The sequence below is a fragment of the Kitasatospora sp. NPDC059795 genome (genome assembly GCF_042732175.1).
In the GTDB taxonomy this organism is placed as follows: domain Bacteria; phylum Actinomycetota; class Actinomycetes; order Streptomycetales; family Streptomycetaceae; genus Kitasatospora.
In genome coordinates this window covers 110,415-126,552 of record NZ_JBHWID010000004.1, presented here as the reverse complement: position 1 = coordinate 126,552, position 16,138 = coordinate 110,415, and the positions used below count along the sequence as shown (strand labels likewise).

Below are 16,138 nucleotides of genomic sequence, written 5' to 3'. Positions count from 1 at the left end.
CTGACGGCCGATCACCCGCCGTCTGTCGGTGCCGGGACCTACCCTGACCGCCATGGCGACCTTCGACGAACTGACCGCGCTGGCCCTGGAGCTGCCGCAGGCGCACCAGGAGACCACCTGGGAGCAGCAGACCTTCCGGGTGGGTCGGAAGATCTTCGCGATGGGGCACCCGGATTCCGGGCAGGTCTCGGTCAAGGCGACGGTGCCCGAGCAGGCCGAACTGATCGCCGCCGCACCCGAGGTGTACTCGGTGGCGCCGTACACCGGCCGGTTCGGCTGGGTGCGGGTCCGACTCGCCCGGGTGGAGCCGGAGGAGCTGCGTGAACTGCTCGCCGAGGCCTGGCGTTCGGTCGCGCCGAAGCGGGTCCGGGACGGGTACCAGGGGTAGGGTCCGAGGGAATGTGACGCGGAACACTGTTTGGCCCCTGCCCGGCGCGTCTGCCGCCCTCTAGTCTGGCTGACTAGTAGTTGGCAGTCGTAGCACCATCGGGCCCGGCCCGCTGCGATGTACCGGCCCGAGGGAGTGGACGCCATGCACCGCAGGCGGGTCAAGCGAATTCTGATCGGCGTGTTCGCCGGCTGCGCCGCCCTGGTGGACGCCGGGGCCGCGGTCGCCCAGGCCACTGCGGTGAGCGAACAGCTGGCGATCACCACCCCGCCGGCCGGCAGCGCCGCCTGGGTCGCCGACGGTTCCTTCGGCAAGGCCCTGCCGGATCCCGCCACCGCCGACCCGGCCGCCGTCGCCGCCTTCTTCGCCTCGCTGACGGGCGCCGAGATCGACCGGCTGATCCTCGAATACCCGCTGGTGGTCGGCAACTTGGACGGTGCGCCGCTGGCCGTCCGGTACCGGGCCAACCGGGAGGCGATCGCCGCCGAACGCGACCGGGCCCGGCAGCGCGCCGACGACCGCGCCCTGGACCCGACCGCCCGGGCGCTGGCCGTCTCCCGCGCCCACGACTCCGAGGCGCTGCTCGCCCCCGGCCGGCAGATCCTCGCGTTCGACCCGCGCGGCCGCGGCCTGGTCACCGAGGTGTACGGCGACCTGGCCGCCGCCCGGCGGGTGGCCGTCCTGGTGCCCGGTTCGGACGCCGACCTCGGCCACTTCGACCAGTCCGGCGAGCCGCTGCGCTCCCCCGCCGGCATGGCCCGCGCCCTGCTCGCCGAGGAGCACGCCCAGTCGCCCGGCACCCGCACCGCGGTGGTCGCCTGGACCGGCTACGTCACCCCGCAGGGCCTCGGCCCGGACGCGGCCACCTCCCGGCTCGCCGAGGCCGCCGCGCCGCGCCTGGAGCGCCTGCTCGGCGGGCTGCGGCAGACCAGCCACCCGGAGGCGCCGCCCGCACTGCTGTGCCACTCGTACGGCTCGGTGGTGTGCGGCACCGCCGCCCCGACCCTGCACGCCGGGCAGCCGATCGACCTGGTGGCGTTCGGCAGCCCCGGGATGGGCGTCGGCTCGGCCGCCGAGCTCGGCACCGGCGTCCAGGTGTGGGCGGCCCGCAACCCGGGCGACTGGATCGGCAACGTGCCGTACCTGGAGGTCGGCGGCCTCGGCCACGGCTCCGACCCGACCACCCAGGCGTTCGGCGCGACGACCGTCTCCTCGGCGGGCGCCAGCGGCCACAACGGCTACCTGGCCGGGGGCACCGCCAGCCGGCACAACTTCGCCGCGATCGCCCTCGGCCACTACGACGACGTCACCCACCCGTCGCCCTGGACGAACTGACGTACCGTCAGACCTCGCGGGCGTCCGAGGTGTTGCTCATGTCGGCGTAGCGGGAGCCCTGCACCCGGCCGCCGATCAGGTCCAGCTCGGCCAGCTCCTCGGCGGTCAGCTTCAGCGCGGTGGCCGCGGCGTTCTCCTCCAGCCGGCTGCGCTTGCGGGTGCCCGGGATCGGCACCACCGCCAGGCCGTGCACCTCGGCCCGCTGCTGCACCCAGGCCAGCGCGACCTGCGCTGCCGTCGCCCCGCGCTCCGCGGCGATCTTCCGGATCGGCTCGACCAGCTCCGCGTTCCCGGCCGCGTTCTCGCCGGTGAACTGCGGCAGGTGGCGCCGGAAGTCGTCCGCGCCGAGCTTCCCCGCGTCGGCGAACGCCCCGGTCAGGAAGCCCCGGCCGAGCGGCGAGTACGGCACCAGCGCCACACCCAGCTCCGCCGCCACCGGCACCGCGCTGCGCTCCGGCCCGCGGGAGAACAGCGACCACTCGGACTGCAGCGCCGCGATCGGGTGCACCGCGTACGCCTCCCGCAGCTCCGGGCCGGTCACCTCGGACAGGCCCAGGTGCTTCACCTTGCCGGCCGCGACCAGCTCCGCCATCGCCCCGACCGACTCGGCCAGCGGCACCTCGGGGTTGCGCCGGTGCATGTAGTACAGGTCGATCTCGTCCACCCCGAGCCGGCGCAGCGAGGCGTCCACCGCCTGCCGGATGTACGCCGGGTCGTTGTTCACGCCCCGGTAGGACGGGTCGTCCGCGCGCCGCTCGATCGCGAACTTGGTGGCCAGCACCACCTGGTCGCGGTGCGCCCGGACGAACGGGCCGATCAGCTCCTCGTTGGCGCCCGAGCCGTAGATGTCGGCGGTGTCGAACAGGGTCACCCCGAGCTCCAGCGCCCGGCCGAGGGTGGCCAGCGCCTCCTCGGTGTCGGTCGGGCCGTAGAACTCGCTCATCCCCATGCAGCCCAGGCCCTGCACGCCCACGACGGGGCCGTTGCTGCCGAGCCGAGTGGTCTCGATGCTGCTCATGCGCTCTTCCTGTCCTCGATCGGGTGGTACCCCGTTGTCCCATTCGTCTCGTCGCCGTCCGCACCGGCCGCGGCCGCCTCCTCCTGCTCGCCGTACAGGTCGATCTTCCGATCGATCACGGCGAGCGTGGCATGCAGGTCCGCGAGGCGCTGCCGGACCTCCGCCCGGTGGTCCACCAGCAGCTGCCGGCGCGCCGCCCGGGTGGCGTCCCCGTCCCGCACCAGCTCGATGTACCGGACCATGTCGGCCACCGGCATCCCGGTCAGCCGGAGCTTGGTCAGGAACGCCAGCCGGGCCAGGTCCGCGTCGCTGTACCGGCGCTGCCCCGCGTGCGAGCGGTCCACCGGGTCCAGCAGGCCGATCCGCTCGTACCAGCGCAGCGTGTGCGCCGACAGCCCGCTGATCGCGGACACCTCACTGATCCCGTGCCGCGGCGTCCGGTCCGGCACCGCGAGCGGCGCACCGAACGCCCGCTCGCACGGCGACAGTTGAGAACCACGCTGGATTGACGCTGCCATCTGGAACTTGACCCCCGGTCTCGGCGACGACGACTCCGACGCTACTCAGTTGGAGCGCACTCCAAGCAAGCCTGGCACACCGGATCTCCGCACCCGTCGTTTAGAGTGCGCCCCATGCAGAGCTTGCGCACGATCGACAACTGGCCGGTACCGAACGCCGCGGCGGCGGTCGTACGGAGCGACGGCGCCCTGCTCGGCACGCACGGGCCGCAGGACCACCTGTTCCCGCTCGCCTCCGTCACCAAGCTGATCAGCGCCTACGCCGCGCTGATCGCCGTCGAGGAAGGCGTCTTCGAACTCGACGACCCGGCCGGCCCCGAGGGCTCCACCGTCCGCCACCTGCTGGCCCACACCTCCGGCCTCGCCTTCGACGAGCACCGCGTGATGGCCGCCCCCGGCAACCGCCGCCTCTACTCCAACGCCGGCTTCGACGTCCTCGCCGCCACCCTGGAACACGCCTCCGGCATCCCGTTCGCCCAGTACGTCGCCGAGGCCGTCCTCCAGCCCCTCGGCATGCACGCCTCCCTCATCAACACCGCCCACCGCGCACCCGCCGGCGCGGGCGGCCTCTCCACCGCCGCCGACCTCGCCCGCTTCGCCGCCGAGCTCCAGTCCCCCAAGCTCCTCGACCCCGGCACCCTCCACGCCGCGACCCGCGAAGTCGCCTTCCCCGGCCTCAACGGCGTCCTCCCCGGCTTCGGCCACCGCCGCCCCAACGACTGGGGCCTCGGCTTCGAGATCCGCAGCCACAAGACCCCCCACTGGACCGGCACCGCCAACTCCCCCGCCACCTTCGGCCACTTCGGCCAGTCCGGCACCTTCCTCTGGGTCGATCCCACCGCCGGCCTCGCCTGCCTCGCCCTCACCGACCGCGACTTCGGCCCCTGGGCAGCAGAAGCCTGGCCCCGGCTCAGCGACGCGGTCCTCGCCGAGATGTAGCGGGTGCGAAACCAGGGAGAGCGCAGACAGGGGCGCGGGGAACTGCGCGAAGGGGAACGCACCACGTCCGCAAGATCGCGACGCAGGGCAATGACCTGCACGTGATCGCGACCTTGCGGACGTGACCCGCCCTTGTCGCGCAGTTCCCCGCGCCCCCGGTCTCGCGCCCGCTACCCGAATCGCAGCGGGCTGTGCATCTCCCAGAGCAGCAGCTCCACCCCGTCCTCCCCCGCCGTCGGATCCGCGAACGCGTCCCCCGTGATCCGAATCGCGTCCCCCGCGCCCGCCGAGCGCCCACCCCCCTGCGGCCCCGGGACAGTCCGGTAGCCGACCGAGCCGGCCACCACGTGCACGTAGCGGAACGGCGCAGCCGGCAGCTCCGGCAGCGGGGCCCACGCCCCGGCCCGGACCAGCCACAGTGCCGCGTCCGCCCGCCGCAGGCGCAGCGTCTCGTCCGACTCCCGCCCCGAAGCCAGCAGCGTCAGCCCGTCCGCCACCGGCACGGCCCGCAGCCCGAACCCGGGCGCACCCCCGAACTCGTCGGGCTGGAGCCACATCTGAAGAAACGTCACAGCCTCGGACGCCCCGCCGAGGTTCCGCTCCGTATGCGTGATGCCCGCCCCCGCCGACTGCACCTGGACCATCCCGGGCCGCACCACGCTCGCGTGCCCCGCGTCGTCGCGGTGGGCGAGCGCCCCGCCGGTCACCCAGGTGACGATCTCGGTGTCGGTGTGCCGGTGCGCCTCGTACCCGGCAGCGGGTGCGAGCGTCTCCTCGTTGCAGGCGAGGAGTGACCCGAACGAGGTGTTCTTCGGGTCGTAGTGCCCGGCGAAGGAGAACGCGTGCCGGGTGGTGATGCCTTCGGCGGGTTCCGACAGGTAACGCTCGGCGCTGCGGCGCAGGTCGGCGCGCCCGCGCTCCTTCCGTCCGCCCCCGGACGCGGGTTCGGAGCTGTCAGAGGGCTGCCCGTCCCGGGCCGAGGAATCCACGCTCACGGGCATTACGGTAGCCGGTGTGACGGGTGCCACCGGCCTTCTCGGCGCGGGGTGTGCACGAGCACCCGTCCGCGTGAGGCAGGCTAGTGCCGTGCCATCCGCTTCAGCGAAACCCGACAAAGCATCCGACCGGACACCCGGCGAGCCCCCCTCCCCGGAGCGGTCCGCCGACCGGGGCCCGGAGAAGAAGCCCGCGAAACGTGCGGCGCAGCCGGCCCGCGCCGCCGCGGTGCCCGGTCGCGGCCGGATGACCGCCGAGGAGCGCCGACTCGCCGCCGATCGCGCCGAGTTGAGGGCGGCGACGCTCAAGCGGCTGGAGAAGTCGGCGGGCAAGCTGGCGTCCGCGGCGATCGCCCGGATGGACGACCAGCTGGCCTGGTACCGGCGGATGCCGCCGGAGCACCGGTCGTGGATCGGCCTGGTCGCGCAGGCGGGCATCGCGGCGTTCACCGAGTGGTACCGGCATCCGGAGGCGCCGCAGGCGATCTCCACCGACGTGTTCGGGACCGCGCCCCGGGAGTTGACCCGGGCGATCACGCTGCGGCAGACGGTGGAACTGATCCGCACCACGATCGAGGTGATGGAGGAGGCCATCGAGGAGGTGGCCGCGCCCGGCGACGAGGCGGGCATGCGCGAGTCGGTGCTCGTGTACGCCCGGGAGATCGCCTTCGCCACCGCCCAGGTGTACGCGCAGGCCGCGGAGGCCCGCGGCGCGTGGGACGCCCGGCTGGAGGCGCTGGTCGTCAACTCGCTGCTGTCCGGTGACGCCGACGAGGGCGTGCTGTCCCGGGCGGCGGCGCTGGGCTGGGGCCAGCCGAGCCAGGTGCGGGTGGTGATGGGCAGCGCCCCGGACGGCGACAGCGAGCTGGTGGTGGAGGCCATCCGCCGCGCCGCCCGGTACGCCAAGCTGCACGTGCTGACGGGTGTGCTGGGCCGCCGCCTGGTGGTGGTGGTCGGCGGCGACAAGGAGCCCGTGCACGCCGCACGGGCGCTCATCGGCCAGTTCGCGCCGGGCCCGGTGGTGGTCGGTCCGACGGTCGGCGACCTGCTGTCGGCGACACGCTCGGCGCACGCGGCGGCGCAGGGCCTGAAGGCGTGCGCCGCGTGGCCGGACGCGCCCCGCCCGGTGCTCGCCGACGACCTGCTGCCGGAACGCGCGCTGGCGGGCGACGAAGTGGCGCGCCGTCAGCTGGTGGAGGAGATCTACACACCTCTGGAGGAGGCCGGTTCGGCACTCCTGGAGACGCTGAGTGTCTATCTGGAGCAGGCATCGTCCCTGGAGGGCGCGGCCCGGATGCTCTTCGTCCACCCGAACACCGTCCGCTACCGGCTGCGTCGTGTGACTGACGTCACCGGCTATGCTCCGTCGGACGTCCGTTCGGCATTCACCCTGCGCATCGCCCTTGCCCTGGGGCGTCTCGGTTCCGGTCCTGATCAGGGCTGATCGAACTGTAGGGAATCCACAATCCGACGTGCTTTTCTTCGTCATCGTCGCCTACCCGCCCCACGGCGTCCGGCGAGAGAGGGTTGAACCGTGCTCGTTATCGTCGCCCCTGGACAGGGTGCCCAGACTCCCGGCTTCCTCAACCCCTGGCTCGAACTGGACGGCGTCGCCGACCGGCTGCGCCAGTGGTCGGAGGTGGCCGGCCTCGATCTGGTGCGCGCCGGAACCGAGGCCTCCGAGGAGGAGATCAAGGACACCGCCGTCGCCCAGCCGCTGCTGGTGGCCGCCGGTCTGGTGACCGCTCAGGCGCTGCTGCCGCAGGGCGTGTCCGCGTCCGTCGGCGCGGTGGCCGGCCACAGCGTGGGCGAGATCACCGTCGCCGCGCTGGCCGGGGTGCTGTCCGAGCAGGACGCACTGGCCTTCGTCCGTGAGCGCAGCCTCGGCATGGCGGAGGCCGCCGCGGCCACCGCGACCGGCATGACGGCGGTGCTCGGCGGTGACCCGGAGGTGGTCGCCGCGAAGCTCGCCGAGCACGGCGTCACCCCGGCGAACAACAACGGCGGCGGCCAGATCGTCGCGGCCGGCACGCTGGAGCAGCTCGCCGCGCTGAAGGCCGACCCGCCGGCCGGCGCGCGCCTGATCCCGCTGAAGGTCGCGGGCGCGTTCCACACCGAGCACATGGCCCCGGGCGTGGCCCGGCTGGAGAAACTGGCGCCGACGCTGACCACGGCGAACCCGTCGGTCGCGTACGTCTCCAACAAGGACGGCGAGGTGGTCGGCGACGGCGCCGAGGTGCTGGCCCGTCTGGTCGCGCAGGTGTCCAACCCGGTCCGCTGGGACCTGTGCATGGAGACCCTGCAGCAGCTGGGCGCGACCGCCGTGATCGAGCTGTCCCCCGCCGGAACCCTCACCAACCTGGTCAAGCGGAACGTCAAGGGCGTCGCCACGCTGGCCCTGAAGTCCCCCGCCGATCTCGACCGGGCCCGCGAGCTCGTGGCCGAGCACGGCAGCCAGGAGAAGTCCGCATGAGTGCCACCATCAAGCCGGCCACCGGCGCCCAGTTCTCGCGCATCCTCGGTGTCGGCGGCTACCGCCCGACCCGGGTGATCCCGAACTCCGAGGTGCTGAACTGGATCGACTCCTCGGACGAGTGGATCCGCTCCCGGTCCGGCATCGCGGAGCGCCGCTGGGCCGGTCCGGAGGAGACCGTCGCCGAGATGTCGGTGCGGGCGGCCACCCGGGCCGTCGCGATGTCCGGGATCGCTCCGGAGCAGATCGGCGGCGTCATCGTCGCCACCGTCTCGCACCTGAAGCAGACCCCGGCGATCGCCACCGAGATCGCCCAGCAGCTCGGCTGCGGCACCGCCCCCGCGTTCGACATCTCCGCCGCCTGCGCGGGCTTCGGCTACGGCCTGAGCCTGGCCGACGGCATGGTGCGCGGCGGCTCCGCCGAGTACGTGCTGGTGATCGGCGTGGAGCGGCTCTCCGACCTGACCGACAAGTCGGACCGCTCGACCGCGTTCATCTTCGGCGACGGCGCGGGCGCCGCGATCGTCGGCCCGTCCGACACGCCCGGCATCGGCAAGGTGGTCTGGGGCGCGGACGGCTCGCAGGCCGATGTCATCTCGCAGACCAAGGCCTGGGACACCGCCTTCGCCAAGCCCGACGCCGTCAACGGCGCGGGCGAGGAGACCAAGTGGCCCGCGCTGCGGATGGAGGGCCAGACGGTCTTCCGCTGGGCGGTGTACGACATGGCGAAGGTCGCCCAGCAGGCGCTGGACGCCGCCGGGATCACCGCCGACCAGCTCGGCGCGTTCATCCCGCACCAGGCCAACATGCGCATCATCGACGCCATGATCAAGACGCTGAAGCTGCCCGCCGAGGTCCCGGTGGCGCGCGACATCGTCGAGACCGGCAACACCTCCGCCGCCTCCATTCCGCTCGCCATGGAGCGGATGCTGGAGCGCGGCGAGGCCAAGAGCGGCGACCTCGCGCTGATCATCGGCTTCGGGGCCGGTCTGGTCTACGCCGCAGCAGTCGTTACTCTCCCCTAGGCGTTTTTTCTCCGCACCACATGAAACCCGCGGCGGTCCGCCGGACCGTCCGCCGTCACCACCGAAGAGGAGCAGCCGATATGGCTACCCAGACCGAGGTTCTCGAAGGTCTCGCCGAGATCGTGAACGAGATCGCCGGCATTCCGGTCGAGGACGTCGAGCTCGACAAGTCCTTCACCGACGACCTGGACGTCGACTCGCTGTCCATGGTCGAGGTCGTCGTCGCCGCCGAGGAGCGCTTCGGCGCGAAGATCCCGGACGACGAGGTCAAGAACCTGAAGACCGTCGGCGACGCGGTGAACTTCATCGTCGCCAACGTCTGACCAGTCGTCAGGCTGCCGGTCGGGGCGCGCCCGTCGCGCCCCGACCGTCCCCCTTTCCCCCCGGCCCGTCCGGCCCTCCGCTCAACGTGAAAGAAGAAGAAACCAGTGACTGCTGAACATCGCACCGTGGTCGTCACGGGTATCGGCGCCTTCACGCCGCTGGGCGGCGACGCCGCCACCTTCTGGGAGGGCCTGCTGGCCGGCAAGTCCGGGGTCCGCGCGCTCACCGAGGAGTGGGCCGCCGACCTGCCGGTCCGGATCGCCGCCCGGGTCGCCGTCGAGCCGTCCGAGATCCTGCCCCGCCCGTTGGCCCGCAAGCTGGACCGCTCGGCCCAGTTCGCGCTGATCGCCGCCCGCGAGGCCTGGAAGGACGCCGGCTTCGAGGGCCCGGCCACCGGCGACTCCAACGAGCTCGTCCCCGAGCGCCTGGGCGCGGTCATCGCCTCCGGCATCGGCGGCGTCACCACCCTGCTCGACCAGTACGACGTGCTCAAGGAGCAGGGCGTCCGCAAGGTCTCCCCGCACACCGTCCCGATGCTGATGCCCAACTCCCCGGCCGCCAACGTCGGCCTGGAGGTCGGCGCCCGGGCCGGCGTGCACACCCCCGTCTCCGCCTGCGCCTCCGGTGCCGAGGCGATCGGCTACGCGATCGAGATGATCCGCAACGGCCGCGCCGACATCGTGGTGGCCGGCGGCACCGAGGCGGCGGTCCACCCGCTGCCCCTCGTCGCCTTCTCCAACATGATGGCGATGTCCAAGAACAACGACGACCCCGAGCACGCCTCCCGCCCGTACGACAAGGCCCGTGACGGCTTCGTCCTCGGCGAGGGCGCCGGCGTGGTCGTGCTGGAGTCCGCCGAGCACGCGGCTGCCCGCGGCGCCCGCGTGTACTGCGAGGCGGTCGGCCAGGGCCTGTCCTCGGACGCCCACCACATCGCCCAGCCGGAGCCCACCGGCGCCGGCGTGGCCCGCGCCATCGCCGACCTGTTCGACCGCAACGACCTCGACAAGTCCGAGGTGGTGCACGTCAACGCGCACGCCACCTCCACCCCGCAGGGTGACACCGCGGAGATCAAGGCGCTGCGTCGCGAACTCGGCGACCACCTGGAGCACGTGGCGATCTCCGCCACCAAGTCGATGACCGGCCACCTGCTCGGCGGCGCCGGCGGCATCGAGACGGTCGCCACCGTCCTGGCCCTGTACCACCGGATCGCCCCGCCGACCGTCAACGTGGTCGAGCTGGACGACGACATCGACGCCGACATCGTCCGCGACGAGCCCCGCAAGCTCCCGGTCGAGGGCCGCGTCGCCGCCCTCAACAACTCCTTCGGCTTCGGCGGCCACAACGTGGTGCTGGCCTTCCGCACCGCCTGAACCGCCTGACAGCCACGCGCGAACGACCGCGCGACCGGCCCGGCACTCGCTTCGAGTGCCGGGCCGGTCGCGTCCGCGTCACACCACCTGGTGCAGCCACCTGACCGGTGCGCCCTCGCCCGCGTACCGGAACGGCTCCAACTCGTCGTCCCAGGGCTTGCCGAGCAGCCGGCCGATCTCCGCCTCCAGGTCGCTGCCCTCGCTGCGGGAGCGCAGCAGCACGGCCCGCAGCCGGTCCTCGGGGATCAGGATGTCGCCGTGGATGCCGGTGACGGCGTGGAAGATGCCGAGGCTGGGCGTGGAGGAGTACCGCTCACCCTCGGCCGTGGCGCTGGGCTCGCCGGTCACCTCGTAGCGCATCAACTGCCGGCCGCGCAGCGCGGAGGCGAGCTTGGAGGCGGTGCCGGCCTCTCCCTGCCAGGAGAGCTCGGACCGCCAGTGGCCGGGTGCGGCGGGCTGCCGGATCCAGTCGAGGTTGACCCGCACGCCGAGAACGCCCGCCACCGCCCACTCGACGTGCGGGCACAGCGCGCGTGGCGCGGAGTGGATGTAGAGCACACCACGTGTCGTCACCGGGACCTCCTGGCTGTGGACGAGGGTCGCCTTCCCCAGCTGCCTCGCGCCGTCGCCGGTAGGTACTGACCAGTGGCTACCCCGTGACGCTCAACTTATTCGACATTAGGTCATCAAATCGAGCAAAACGGACAAGCTTCCCCTCCATGCTAGTCGGTTCCCCCGGGAGGTCTACCCCCACAGCGCCCACCTCCCCCGAACGGCCCTGAACGCGCGCCCCCACCGGATCGCGCTACCGGTGGGGGCGTGTTGACGGAGCGCCAATTGACGCACAGTCAGATCAACTGCTTGTCGGATCAGATCTGCACGACCATCTTGCCGATGTTGGCGCCGCGCAGCATGCCGATGAAGGCCTCCGCGGTGTTCTCCACACCCTCGACCACCGTCTCGTCGTACCGCAGCGAGCCGTCCCGCAGCCAGCCGCCGACCTCCTCCAGGAACTGCCCGCGCAGCGCGCTGTGGTCGCCGACCAGCATGCCCTGCAGGCGCAGCCGCTTTCCGATGGCCAGCGCCAGGTTGCGCGGCCCGGCGGGGGCGTCGACGTCGTTGTACTGGGCGATGGCGCCGCACAGCGTGGCCCGGCCGTGCACCCGCAGGGCGCCGATCGCGGCCTCCAGGTGCTCGCCACCGACGTTGTCGAAGTAGACGTCGATGCCGTCGGGCGCGAGCGGGGCGAGCAGCTCGGCGACCGCGCCGTCCTTGTAGTTGAAGGCGGCGTCGAACCCGTAGTCGTCGACCAGGGTGGCGACCTTCTCCGCCGAGCCGGCCGAGCCGATGACCCGCTTCGCACCCTTGAGCCGGGCGATCTGGCCGACCAGCGAACCGACCGCCCCCGCCGCGCCGGAGACGAACACGGTGTCGCCGGCCCGGAACGAGGCGACCTCCAGCAGACCGGCGTACGCGGTCAGGCCCGGCATGCCGAGCACGCCCAGGTAGGCCGAGAGCGGGGCGAGTTCCGGGTCCACCTTGACGGCGTGCGCGGCGTCCAGGGTGGCGTACTCGCGCCAGCCGAGCCCGTGCAGCACGGCGTCGCCGACCCGGAAGCCCTCGACGTTGCTGGCGACCACGTGCCCGACCGCGCCGCCGTCCATCGCGGCCCCGAGCGCGAACGGCGGGACGTACGACGGCACATCGTTCATCCTGCCGCGCATGTACGGGTCCACGGACAGGTAGGCGTTGCGCACGGTGATCTCACCCGGACCGGGCTGCCGGACCGGGGCCTCGACCAGGGCGAAGTCGGCGGGGTCGGGCCAGCCCTGCGGACGGGCGGCCAGGTGCCACTCACGGCCGGTGGCGGGAAGGCCCTGCTCTGTCATCACACAATCCTCCTCAACCTGAAACATTCAGTGACTCAAGTAATCCTGCGGATGAAAGGTTCATGTTGTCAACTGTTCAGCTAGACTCGGGGCCATGGAGCAGGAGCGGAAGGAGCAGGTCATGGAGCAGGCACCCGTCCCGACCGCCGACCCGATCACCGTGGAGGTCGTCGACCTCATGGCACGCCTGGTCGGACTGTTCCACCGCGAGTACGAGGAGGCCGCCGCCGCCCGCTCGCTGACCGGCGCGCAGGCCAAGGTGCTGGCCCTGCTGCGGCGCGGGCCGATGCCGATGCGGCACATCGCACAGACCCTCTCCTGCGAGCCGTCCAACGTCACCGGCATCGTCGACCGGCTGGAGGGGCGCGGCTTCGTCACCCGCGAGGCAGACCCGCAGGACCGTCGGGTGAAGCTGGTGGCCGCCACCGACTCGGGGCTGTCCGCCTCCTCCGAGCTCCGCGAATCGCTGAACTTCGCCCGCGAGCCGCTGGCCGCGCTGGACGCCGCCGAACGGGCCCAACTGCGTGACCTGCTGCGGCGGATGCTCGACTCCTCGGCCCCCGCCTGACCCCTCGTCGGACCACCCTCCGGAGCTGCCACCAGGCGGTTCGGGGGTACCCCGGTTCGAGGGTCGAAAAATCTCTCGGAAATGATGGTTCGCGTGTAACCATTCCCGTCGCCGCACCGTCTAAGTGGTGACGAACGCCCCCTCCGCAGTGTTGCGGGGGCGGCAAGTGCCTGCCCTCGGGCACCAGTTCCCGTTGCGCGCAGAGAGATGCCGGACCGATGACCGACGCCACCCAGAGCCCCGCCGCGGCCAAGCCCCGCCGGCGAAGAGCCCGCCGAATAGCCCAGGGCCTCGGGGCGACCACCGCCGTGCTGGTGGTCGTCGCCGCCGGACTCGGCGCCTGGTACTACCAGCGGCTCGACCACAACATCACGACCTTCGCCCCGGAGGGCATCGCCACCAGCCGCCCGCCGGTCGCACCGCCCGCACCCACCGGCGGACGCCCCGTCAACGTACTGCTGCTCGGCTCCGACACCCGCAGCGGCGGCAACGACGACCTCGGCGGCGGCGACGTGGGGGTCGGGCACTCCGACACCGCGATCCTGCTGCACGTCTACGCCGATCACAAACACGCCGTCGGCGTGTCGATCCCCCGGGACACCCTGGTCACCATCCCGCCGTGCCGCCTCGCGGACGGCCGCTGGACCACCGCCCGGACCAATCAGATGTTCAACTCGGCCTTCACCATCGGCGAGTTCGAGAACGGCAACCCCGCCTGCACGCAGAACACCGTGGAGGAGCTGACCGGCCTGCGGGTGGACCACACCCTGGTCGTCGACTTCAAGGGCTTCGCCTCCATCACCGAGGCCGTCGGCGGCGTGGACGTGTGCGTCCCCAACGACGTCGACTCCTACGGCATCCACCTGACCAAGGGACGGCAGACCGTCGCCGGGCAGCAGGCCGTCGACTACGTCCGGGCCCGGCACGGCCTCGGCGACAGCTCCGACATCGGCCGGATGCGCCGTCAGCAGGCGTTCATGTCCTCGCTGATCGGCAAGGTGCAGAAGGACGGCTTCGACCTGACCACGCTGCTGCCGCTGACCGACGCCGCCACCAAGTCGCTCACCGTCGACCCCGACCTCGGATCGCCGTACAAGCTCGCCGAGTTCGCCCAGTCGCTGCAGAACATCAAGCTCGGCGACATCCAGTTCGTCACCCTGCCCTGGCGCTTCCAGGGTGCCCGGGTCGCCATCGTGCAGCCCGACGCGAGCATCCTGTGGAACCTGCTCCGCCAGGACCGCACCCTGGACGGCCACCTCACCGACGACCCCGCGCGCCCGTCCGCCGGGCCCTCCGGCGACCCGTCCGCGGACTCCTCGGCCGGCGCCTCCGCGAGCGCGTCTCCCGACGCCTCGACCGGCCCGTCCGCCGGCAGCAGCCCCGGCGCCGGGAACACGGACGTGTCGATCGTGATCCACAACGCCGCGAAGTCCGGCGGGCTGGCCGGACGCACCGAACTCGCGCTGCGCGGCAACGGCTACCGCGACATCACCGTCGGCGGGAACTCCCCCGCCCGGTCCACCACGCTGATCGAGTACGCGCCCGATCTGCGCCCCGCCGCCGAACGCCTCGCTCAGCTCTACCCCGGCGCGGAACTCCGCGCCGCCTCCGGTGGCAACGCCCTCACCCTGACCCTCGGCCAGGACCGCGTCGGCGCCGACACCCCCGACCCCGGGTCCTCCCCCGGCGCCATCCCGTCCGCGATCCCGGACGGCATCACGGGCAACACCCGCGCCGCCGACAGCGACCTCTGCAGCGACCTCAGCTTCGGCTGACCGGCCCCTCGCCCCTCGCCCGCACCCCGCCCCCGGCGGCGCGGGCGGGGGTCACGCCGTCTCCGTGACCGGATCCGGAAGGCCCGTCACCACGAGCGTGACCCGACGGTCCGTCAACTCGCCAGCCCGGGCCAGGTCGTACACCGCGGACAGCGCCTTCGCCACGTACCGCCGCTCCACCGGCACCCCGTGCCGGCTCTCGAACCGCGCGGCGAACCGCTCCAACTCCTGCGGCACCCGCCCGTACCCGCCGCCGTGCCACCCGTGCACCACCCGCCAGTTGTCGAACTCCCGCCCGTACGCAGCCAGTTGCAGCGCCGCCACCTCGCGCTCCAGGTAACCCTCGCCGCGCAGGACCGCCACCCCGAGCGCCTGTGCACCCGGCGGCAGGCCCGCGGCGATCCCCGCCAACGTTCCCCCGGTGCCGACCGGGCAGCACACCACGTCCCCCGCGCCCAGGCCAGGCAGTTGCGCCGCCAACTCCTCGGCGACCACCGCGGCCCCGCGCACCGCCTCCGCGTTCGAGCCGCCCTCGGGCAGGACGAAGTGCCCCGCGCGGCGCTCCTGCCGCCCGGAGGCGACCTTCCGGTAGACGGAACGTTCGACGAACTCCAGTGCCATCCCGTCCCGTTCGGCCCGGGCCAGCGACCAGTTCCGCGGCATCCCCGCCAACTCGGCCCCGCGGATCACCCCGACGCTCGCCAACCCGAGCGCCCACGCCGCCGCGGCCACCGCCCGCACGTGCGTGGAGTACGCCCCGCCGTAGGTGAGCAGCGCCTCGCAGCCCTCCGCGACCGCCCGCTCCAGGTTCGGCGCGAGCTTGCGCCACTTGTTGCCCGGGACCGTCGGATGCGCCAGGTCGTCCCGCTTCAACCGCAACTCGACCCCCGCAGCGGCGAGCTCCGGATCATCGACCACCGTCAGTGGTGTGGGCAGGTCGGCGGGCATGAGCATCCCCTCACCCTAGTCGGGGCCGGCAACCGCCCACCGGCCCCCCGAGGTGCCCCGGCCCCGCCTCGGCGGCCCGGGCGTCCGGGGGGCCGGGGCCGCTCCGGTCAGAGCGTGCCGGGCGTCTTGCGGGTGGTGACGTTCATCCGGTTCCACGCGTTGGCCGTGAACACCAGGGCGATCAGCTGGGCCAGTTCCTGCTCCTCGAAGTACTTCGCCGCCTCCGCATACACCTCGTCCGAGACGCCGGAGGGCAGCAGGGTCACCGCCTCCGCGAGGGCCAGCGCCGCCCGCTCCTTGTCGGTGAAGAGGCTGGACTCCTCCCACGCCGTCAGCTGGTAGATCCGCTCCTCGCTCTCCCCAGCCTTCCGGGCATCCACGGTGTGGTAACCGATGCAGTAGGCGCACTTGTTGACCTGCGCGACCCGGATCTGCACCAGCTCCAGCAGTTCGGGGTCCAGCCCCTCGCGAGCGGCGGCATCGAGAGCCAGGACGGCCTTGAAAACCTTCGGGGCGACGGCGGAGAAGTTCATGCGCTGCGGGACCTGATGGATTGTCATGCCTCAACCC

General features: G+C 72.6%; 17 protein-coding genes. 10 read left to right on the top strand and 7 right to left on the bottom strand.

From position 1 onward, the window contains the following. Nucleotides 1-52: 52 nt before the first annotated feature. Both ACFV4P_RS10140 and ACFV4P_RS10135 read left to right on the top strand, forming a co-directional pair. A complete protein-coding gene (locus ACFV4P_RS10140; protein ID WP_380469317.1) occupies nt 53-388 on the top strand; it encodes an MmcQ/YjbR family DNA-binding protein in 336 nt (111 codons plus the stop codon). A gap of 144 nt (nt 389-532) precedes the next feature. Next, the gene (locus ACFV4P_RS10135) at nt 533-1,723 is read left to right on the top strand and encodes an alpha/beta hydrolase (RefSeq protein ID WP_380469315.1); all 1,191 of its coding nucleotides are present in this window, start codon (nt 533-535) and stop codon (nt 1,721-1,723) included. A 7-nt stretch (nt 1,724-1,730) separates the two neighbouring features. On the opposite strand, the gene ACFV4P_RS10130 is transcribed toward ACFV4P_RS10135, so the two are convergent. Then, complete coding sequence (locus tag ACFV4P_RS10130) at nt 1,731-2,741, bottom strand: aldo/keto reductase (protein ID WP_380469313.1); 1,011 nt, start codon at nt 2,739-2,741, stop codon at nt 1,731-1,733. Then, nucleotides 2,738-3,259, bottom strand: coding sequence for a MerR family transcriptional regulator (locus ACFV4P_RS10125; protein ID WP_083646873.1), 522 nt, complete (start codon nt 3,257-3,259; stop codon nt 2,738-2,740). Before ACFV4P_RS10125 ends, ACFV4P_RS10130 begins: the two co-directional genes overlap by 4 nt. Before the next feature lie 114 nt (nt 3,260-3,373). Between ACFV4P_RS10125 and ACFV4P_RS10120 the strand changes: the two genes are divergently transcribed. Continuing rightward, entirely contained in the window at nt 3,374-4,198 is an 825-nt protein-coding gene (locus ACFV4P_RS10120; protein ID WP_380469311.1) for a serine hydrolase domain-containing protein, read from the top strand. Nucleotides 4,199-4,368: 170 nt separating this feature from the next. On the opposite strand, the gene ACFV4P_RS10115 is transcribed toward ACFV4P_RS10120, so the two are convergent. Next, nucleotides 4,369-5,193: a pirin family protein gene (locus tag ACFV4P_RS10115; protein ID WP_380469309.1), complete on the bottom strand. Its 825-nt coding sequence runs from the start codon at nt 5,191-5,193 to the stop codon at nt 4,369-4,371. Between the two features lie 247 nt (nt 5,194-5,440). Between ACFV4P_RS10115 and ACFV4P_RS10110 the strand changes: the two genes are divergently transcribed. From ACFV4P_RS10110 to fabF, 5 genes are all read left to right on the top strand, one after another. Further along, nucleotides 5,441-6,637 (top strand): CdaR family transcriptional regulator, encoded by a 1,197-nt coding sequence (locus ACFV4P_RS10110; protein ID WP_043913828.1) that lies wholly within the window; start codon nt 5,441-5,443, stop codon nt 6,635-6,637. A 90-nt stretch (nt 6,638-6,727) separates the two neighbouring features. Further along, a complete protein-coding gene (locus ACFV4P_RS10105; protein ID WP_073812200.1) occupies nt 6,728-7,666 on the top strand; it encodes an ACP S-malonyltransferase in 939 nt (312 codons plus the stop codon). After that, nucleotides 7,663-8,691: a beta-ketoacyl-ACP synthase III gene (locus ACFV4P_RS10100; RefSeq protein ID WP_380469306.1), complete on the top strand. Its 1,029-nt coding sequence runs from the start codon at nt 7,663-7,665 to the stop codon at nt 8,689-8,691. Before ACFV4P_RS10105 ends, ACFV4P_RS10100 begins: the two co-directional genes overlap by 4 nt. 80 nt (nt 8,692-8,771) lie before the next feature. After that, on the top strand, nt 8,772-9,014 hold the full coding sequence (locus ACFV4P_RS10095; protein ID WP_073812203.1) for an acyl carrier protein: 243 nt from the start codon (nt 8,772-8,774) through the stop codon (nt 9,012-9,014). A gap of 105 nt (nt 9,015-9,119) precedes the next feature. Next, on the top strand, nt 9,120-10,388 hold the full coding sequence (fabF, locus tag ACFV4P_RS10090; RefSeq protein ID WP_380469304.1) for a beta-ketoacyl-ACP synthase II: 1,269 nt from the start codon (nt 9,120-9,122) through the stop codon (nt 10,386-10,388). A gap of 78 nt (nt 10,389-10,466) precedes the next feature. Here the strand turns inward: fabF and ACFV4P_RS10085 are convergent, their stop codons facing one another. Together ACFV4P_RS10085 and ACFV4P_RS10080 are read right to left on the bottom strand one after the other, a co-directional pair. Next, entirely contained in the window at nt 10,467-10,961 is a 495-nt protein-coding gene (locus ACFV4P_RS10085; protein ID WP_073812206.1) for a DUF3145 domain-containing protein, read from the bottom strand. Nucleotides 10,962-11,257: 296 nt separating this feature from the next. Further along, a complete protein-coding gene (locus ACFV4P_RS10080) occupies nt 11,258-12,277 on the bottom strand; it encodes an NADP-dependent oxidoreductase (RefSeq protein WP_380469302.1) in 1,020 nt (339 codons plus the stop codon). Nucleotides 12,278-12,371: 94 nt separating this feature from the next. Between ACFV4P_RS10080 and ACFV4P_RS10075 the strand changes: the two genes are divergently transcribed. Beyond that, nucleotides 12,372-12,845 carry a MarR family winged helix-turn-helix transcriptional regulator gene (locus ACFV4P_RS10075; RefSeq protein ID WP_380469300.1) on the top strand — a complete coding sequence of 158 codons (474 nt, stop codon included), beginning with the start codon at nt 12,372-12,374 and terminating at the stop codon, nt 12,843-12,845. 218 nt (nt 12,846-13,063) lie between these two features. Continuing rightward, a complete protein-coding gene (locus tag ACFV4P_RS10070; protein WP_380469297.1) occupies nt 13,064-14,620 on the top strand; it encodes an LCP family protein in 1,557 nt (518 codons plus the stop codon). Between the two features lie 51 nt (nt 14,621-14,671). On the opposite strand, the gene ACFV4P_RS10065 is transcribed toward ACFV4P_RS10070, so the two are convergent. Continuing rightward, a complete protein-coding gene (locus ACFV4P_RS10065; RefSeq protein ID WP_380469294.1) occupies nt 14,672-15,574 on the bottom strand; it encodes a 1-aminocyclopropane-1-carboxylate deaminase/D-cysteine desulfhydrase in 903 nt (300 codons plus the stop codon). Nucleotides 15,575-15,675: 101 nt separating this feature from the next. Next, nucleotides 15,676-16,128 carry a carboxymuconolactone decarboxylase family protein gene (locus ACFV4P_RS10060; protein WP_380469292.1) on the bottom strand — a complete coding sequence of 151 codons (453 nt, stop codon included), beginning with the start codon at nt 16,126-16,128 and terminating at the stop codon, nt 15,676-15,678. Between the last annotated feature and the right edge of the window lie 10 nt (nt 16,129-16,138).

Bases quoted from the DNA above. Each gene is read 5' to 3' on its own strand.
- ACFV4P_RS10130 (WP_380469313.1), bottom strand. From the start codon at position 2,741: ATGAGCAGCATCGAGACCACTCGGCTCGGCAGCAACGGCCCCGTCGTG.
- ACFV4P_RS10110 (WP_043913828.1), top strand. From the start codon at position 5,441: ATGACCGCCGAGGAGCGCCGACTCGCCGCCGATCGCGCCGAGTTGAGG.
- ACFV4P_RS10125 (WP_083646873.1), bottom strand. From the start codon at position 3,259: ATGGCAGCGTCAATCCAGCGTGGTTCTCAACTGTCGCCGTGCGAGCGG.
- ACFV4P_RS10080 (WP_380469302.1), bottom strand. From the start codon at position 12,277: ATGACAGAGCAGGGCCTTCCCGCCACCGGCCGTGAGTGGCACCTGGCC.
- ACFV4P_RS10120 (WP_380469311.1), top strand. From the start codon at position 3,374: ATGCAGAGCTTGCGCACGATCGACAACTGGCCGGTACCGAACGCCGCG.
- ACFV4P_RS10135 (WP_380469315.1), top strand. From the start codon at position 533: ATGCACCGCAGGCGGGTCAAGCGAATTCTGATCGGCGTGTTCGCCGGC.
- ACFV4P_RS10075 (WP_380469300.1), top strand. From the start codon at position 12,372: ATGGAGCAGGAGCGGAAGGAGCAGGTCATGGAGCAGGCACCCGTCCCG.
- ACFV4P_RS10100 (WP_380469306.1), top strand. From the start codon at position 7,663: ATGAGTGCCACCATCAAGCCGGCCACCGGCGCCCAGTTCTCGCGCATC.
- ACFV4P_RS10060 (WP_380469292.1), bottom strand. From the start codon at position 16,128: ATGACAATCCATCAGGTCCCGCAGCGCATGAACTTCTCCGCCGTCGCC.
- ACFV4P_RS10095 (WP_073812203.1), top strand. From the start codon at position 8,772: ATGGCTACCCAGACCGAGGTTCTCGAAGGTCTCGCCGAGATCGTGAAC.
- ACFV4P_RS10140 (WP_380469317.1), top strand. From the start codon at position 53: ATGGCGACCTTCGACGAACTGACCGCGCTGGCCCTGGAGCTGCCGCAG.
- ACFV4P_RS10070 (WP_380469297.1), top strand. From the start codon at position 13,064: ATGACCGACGCCACCCAGAGCCCCGCCGCGGCCAAGCCCCGCCGGCGA.
- ACFV4P_RS10065 (WP_380469294.1), bottom strand. From the start codon at position 15,574: ATGCTCATGCCCGCCGACCTGCCCACACCACTGACGGTGGTCGATGAT.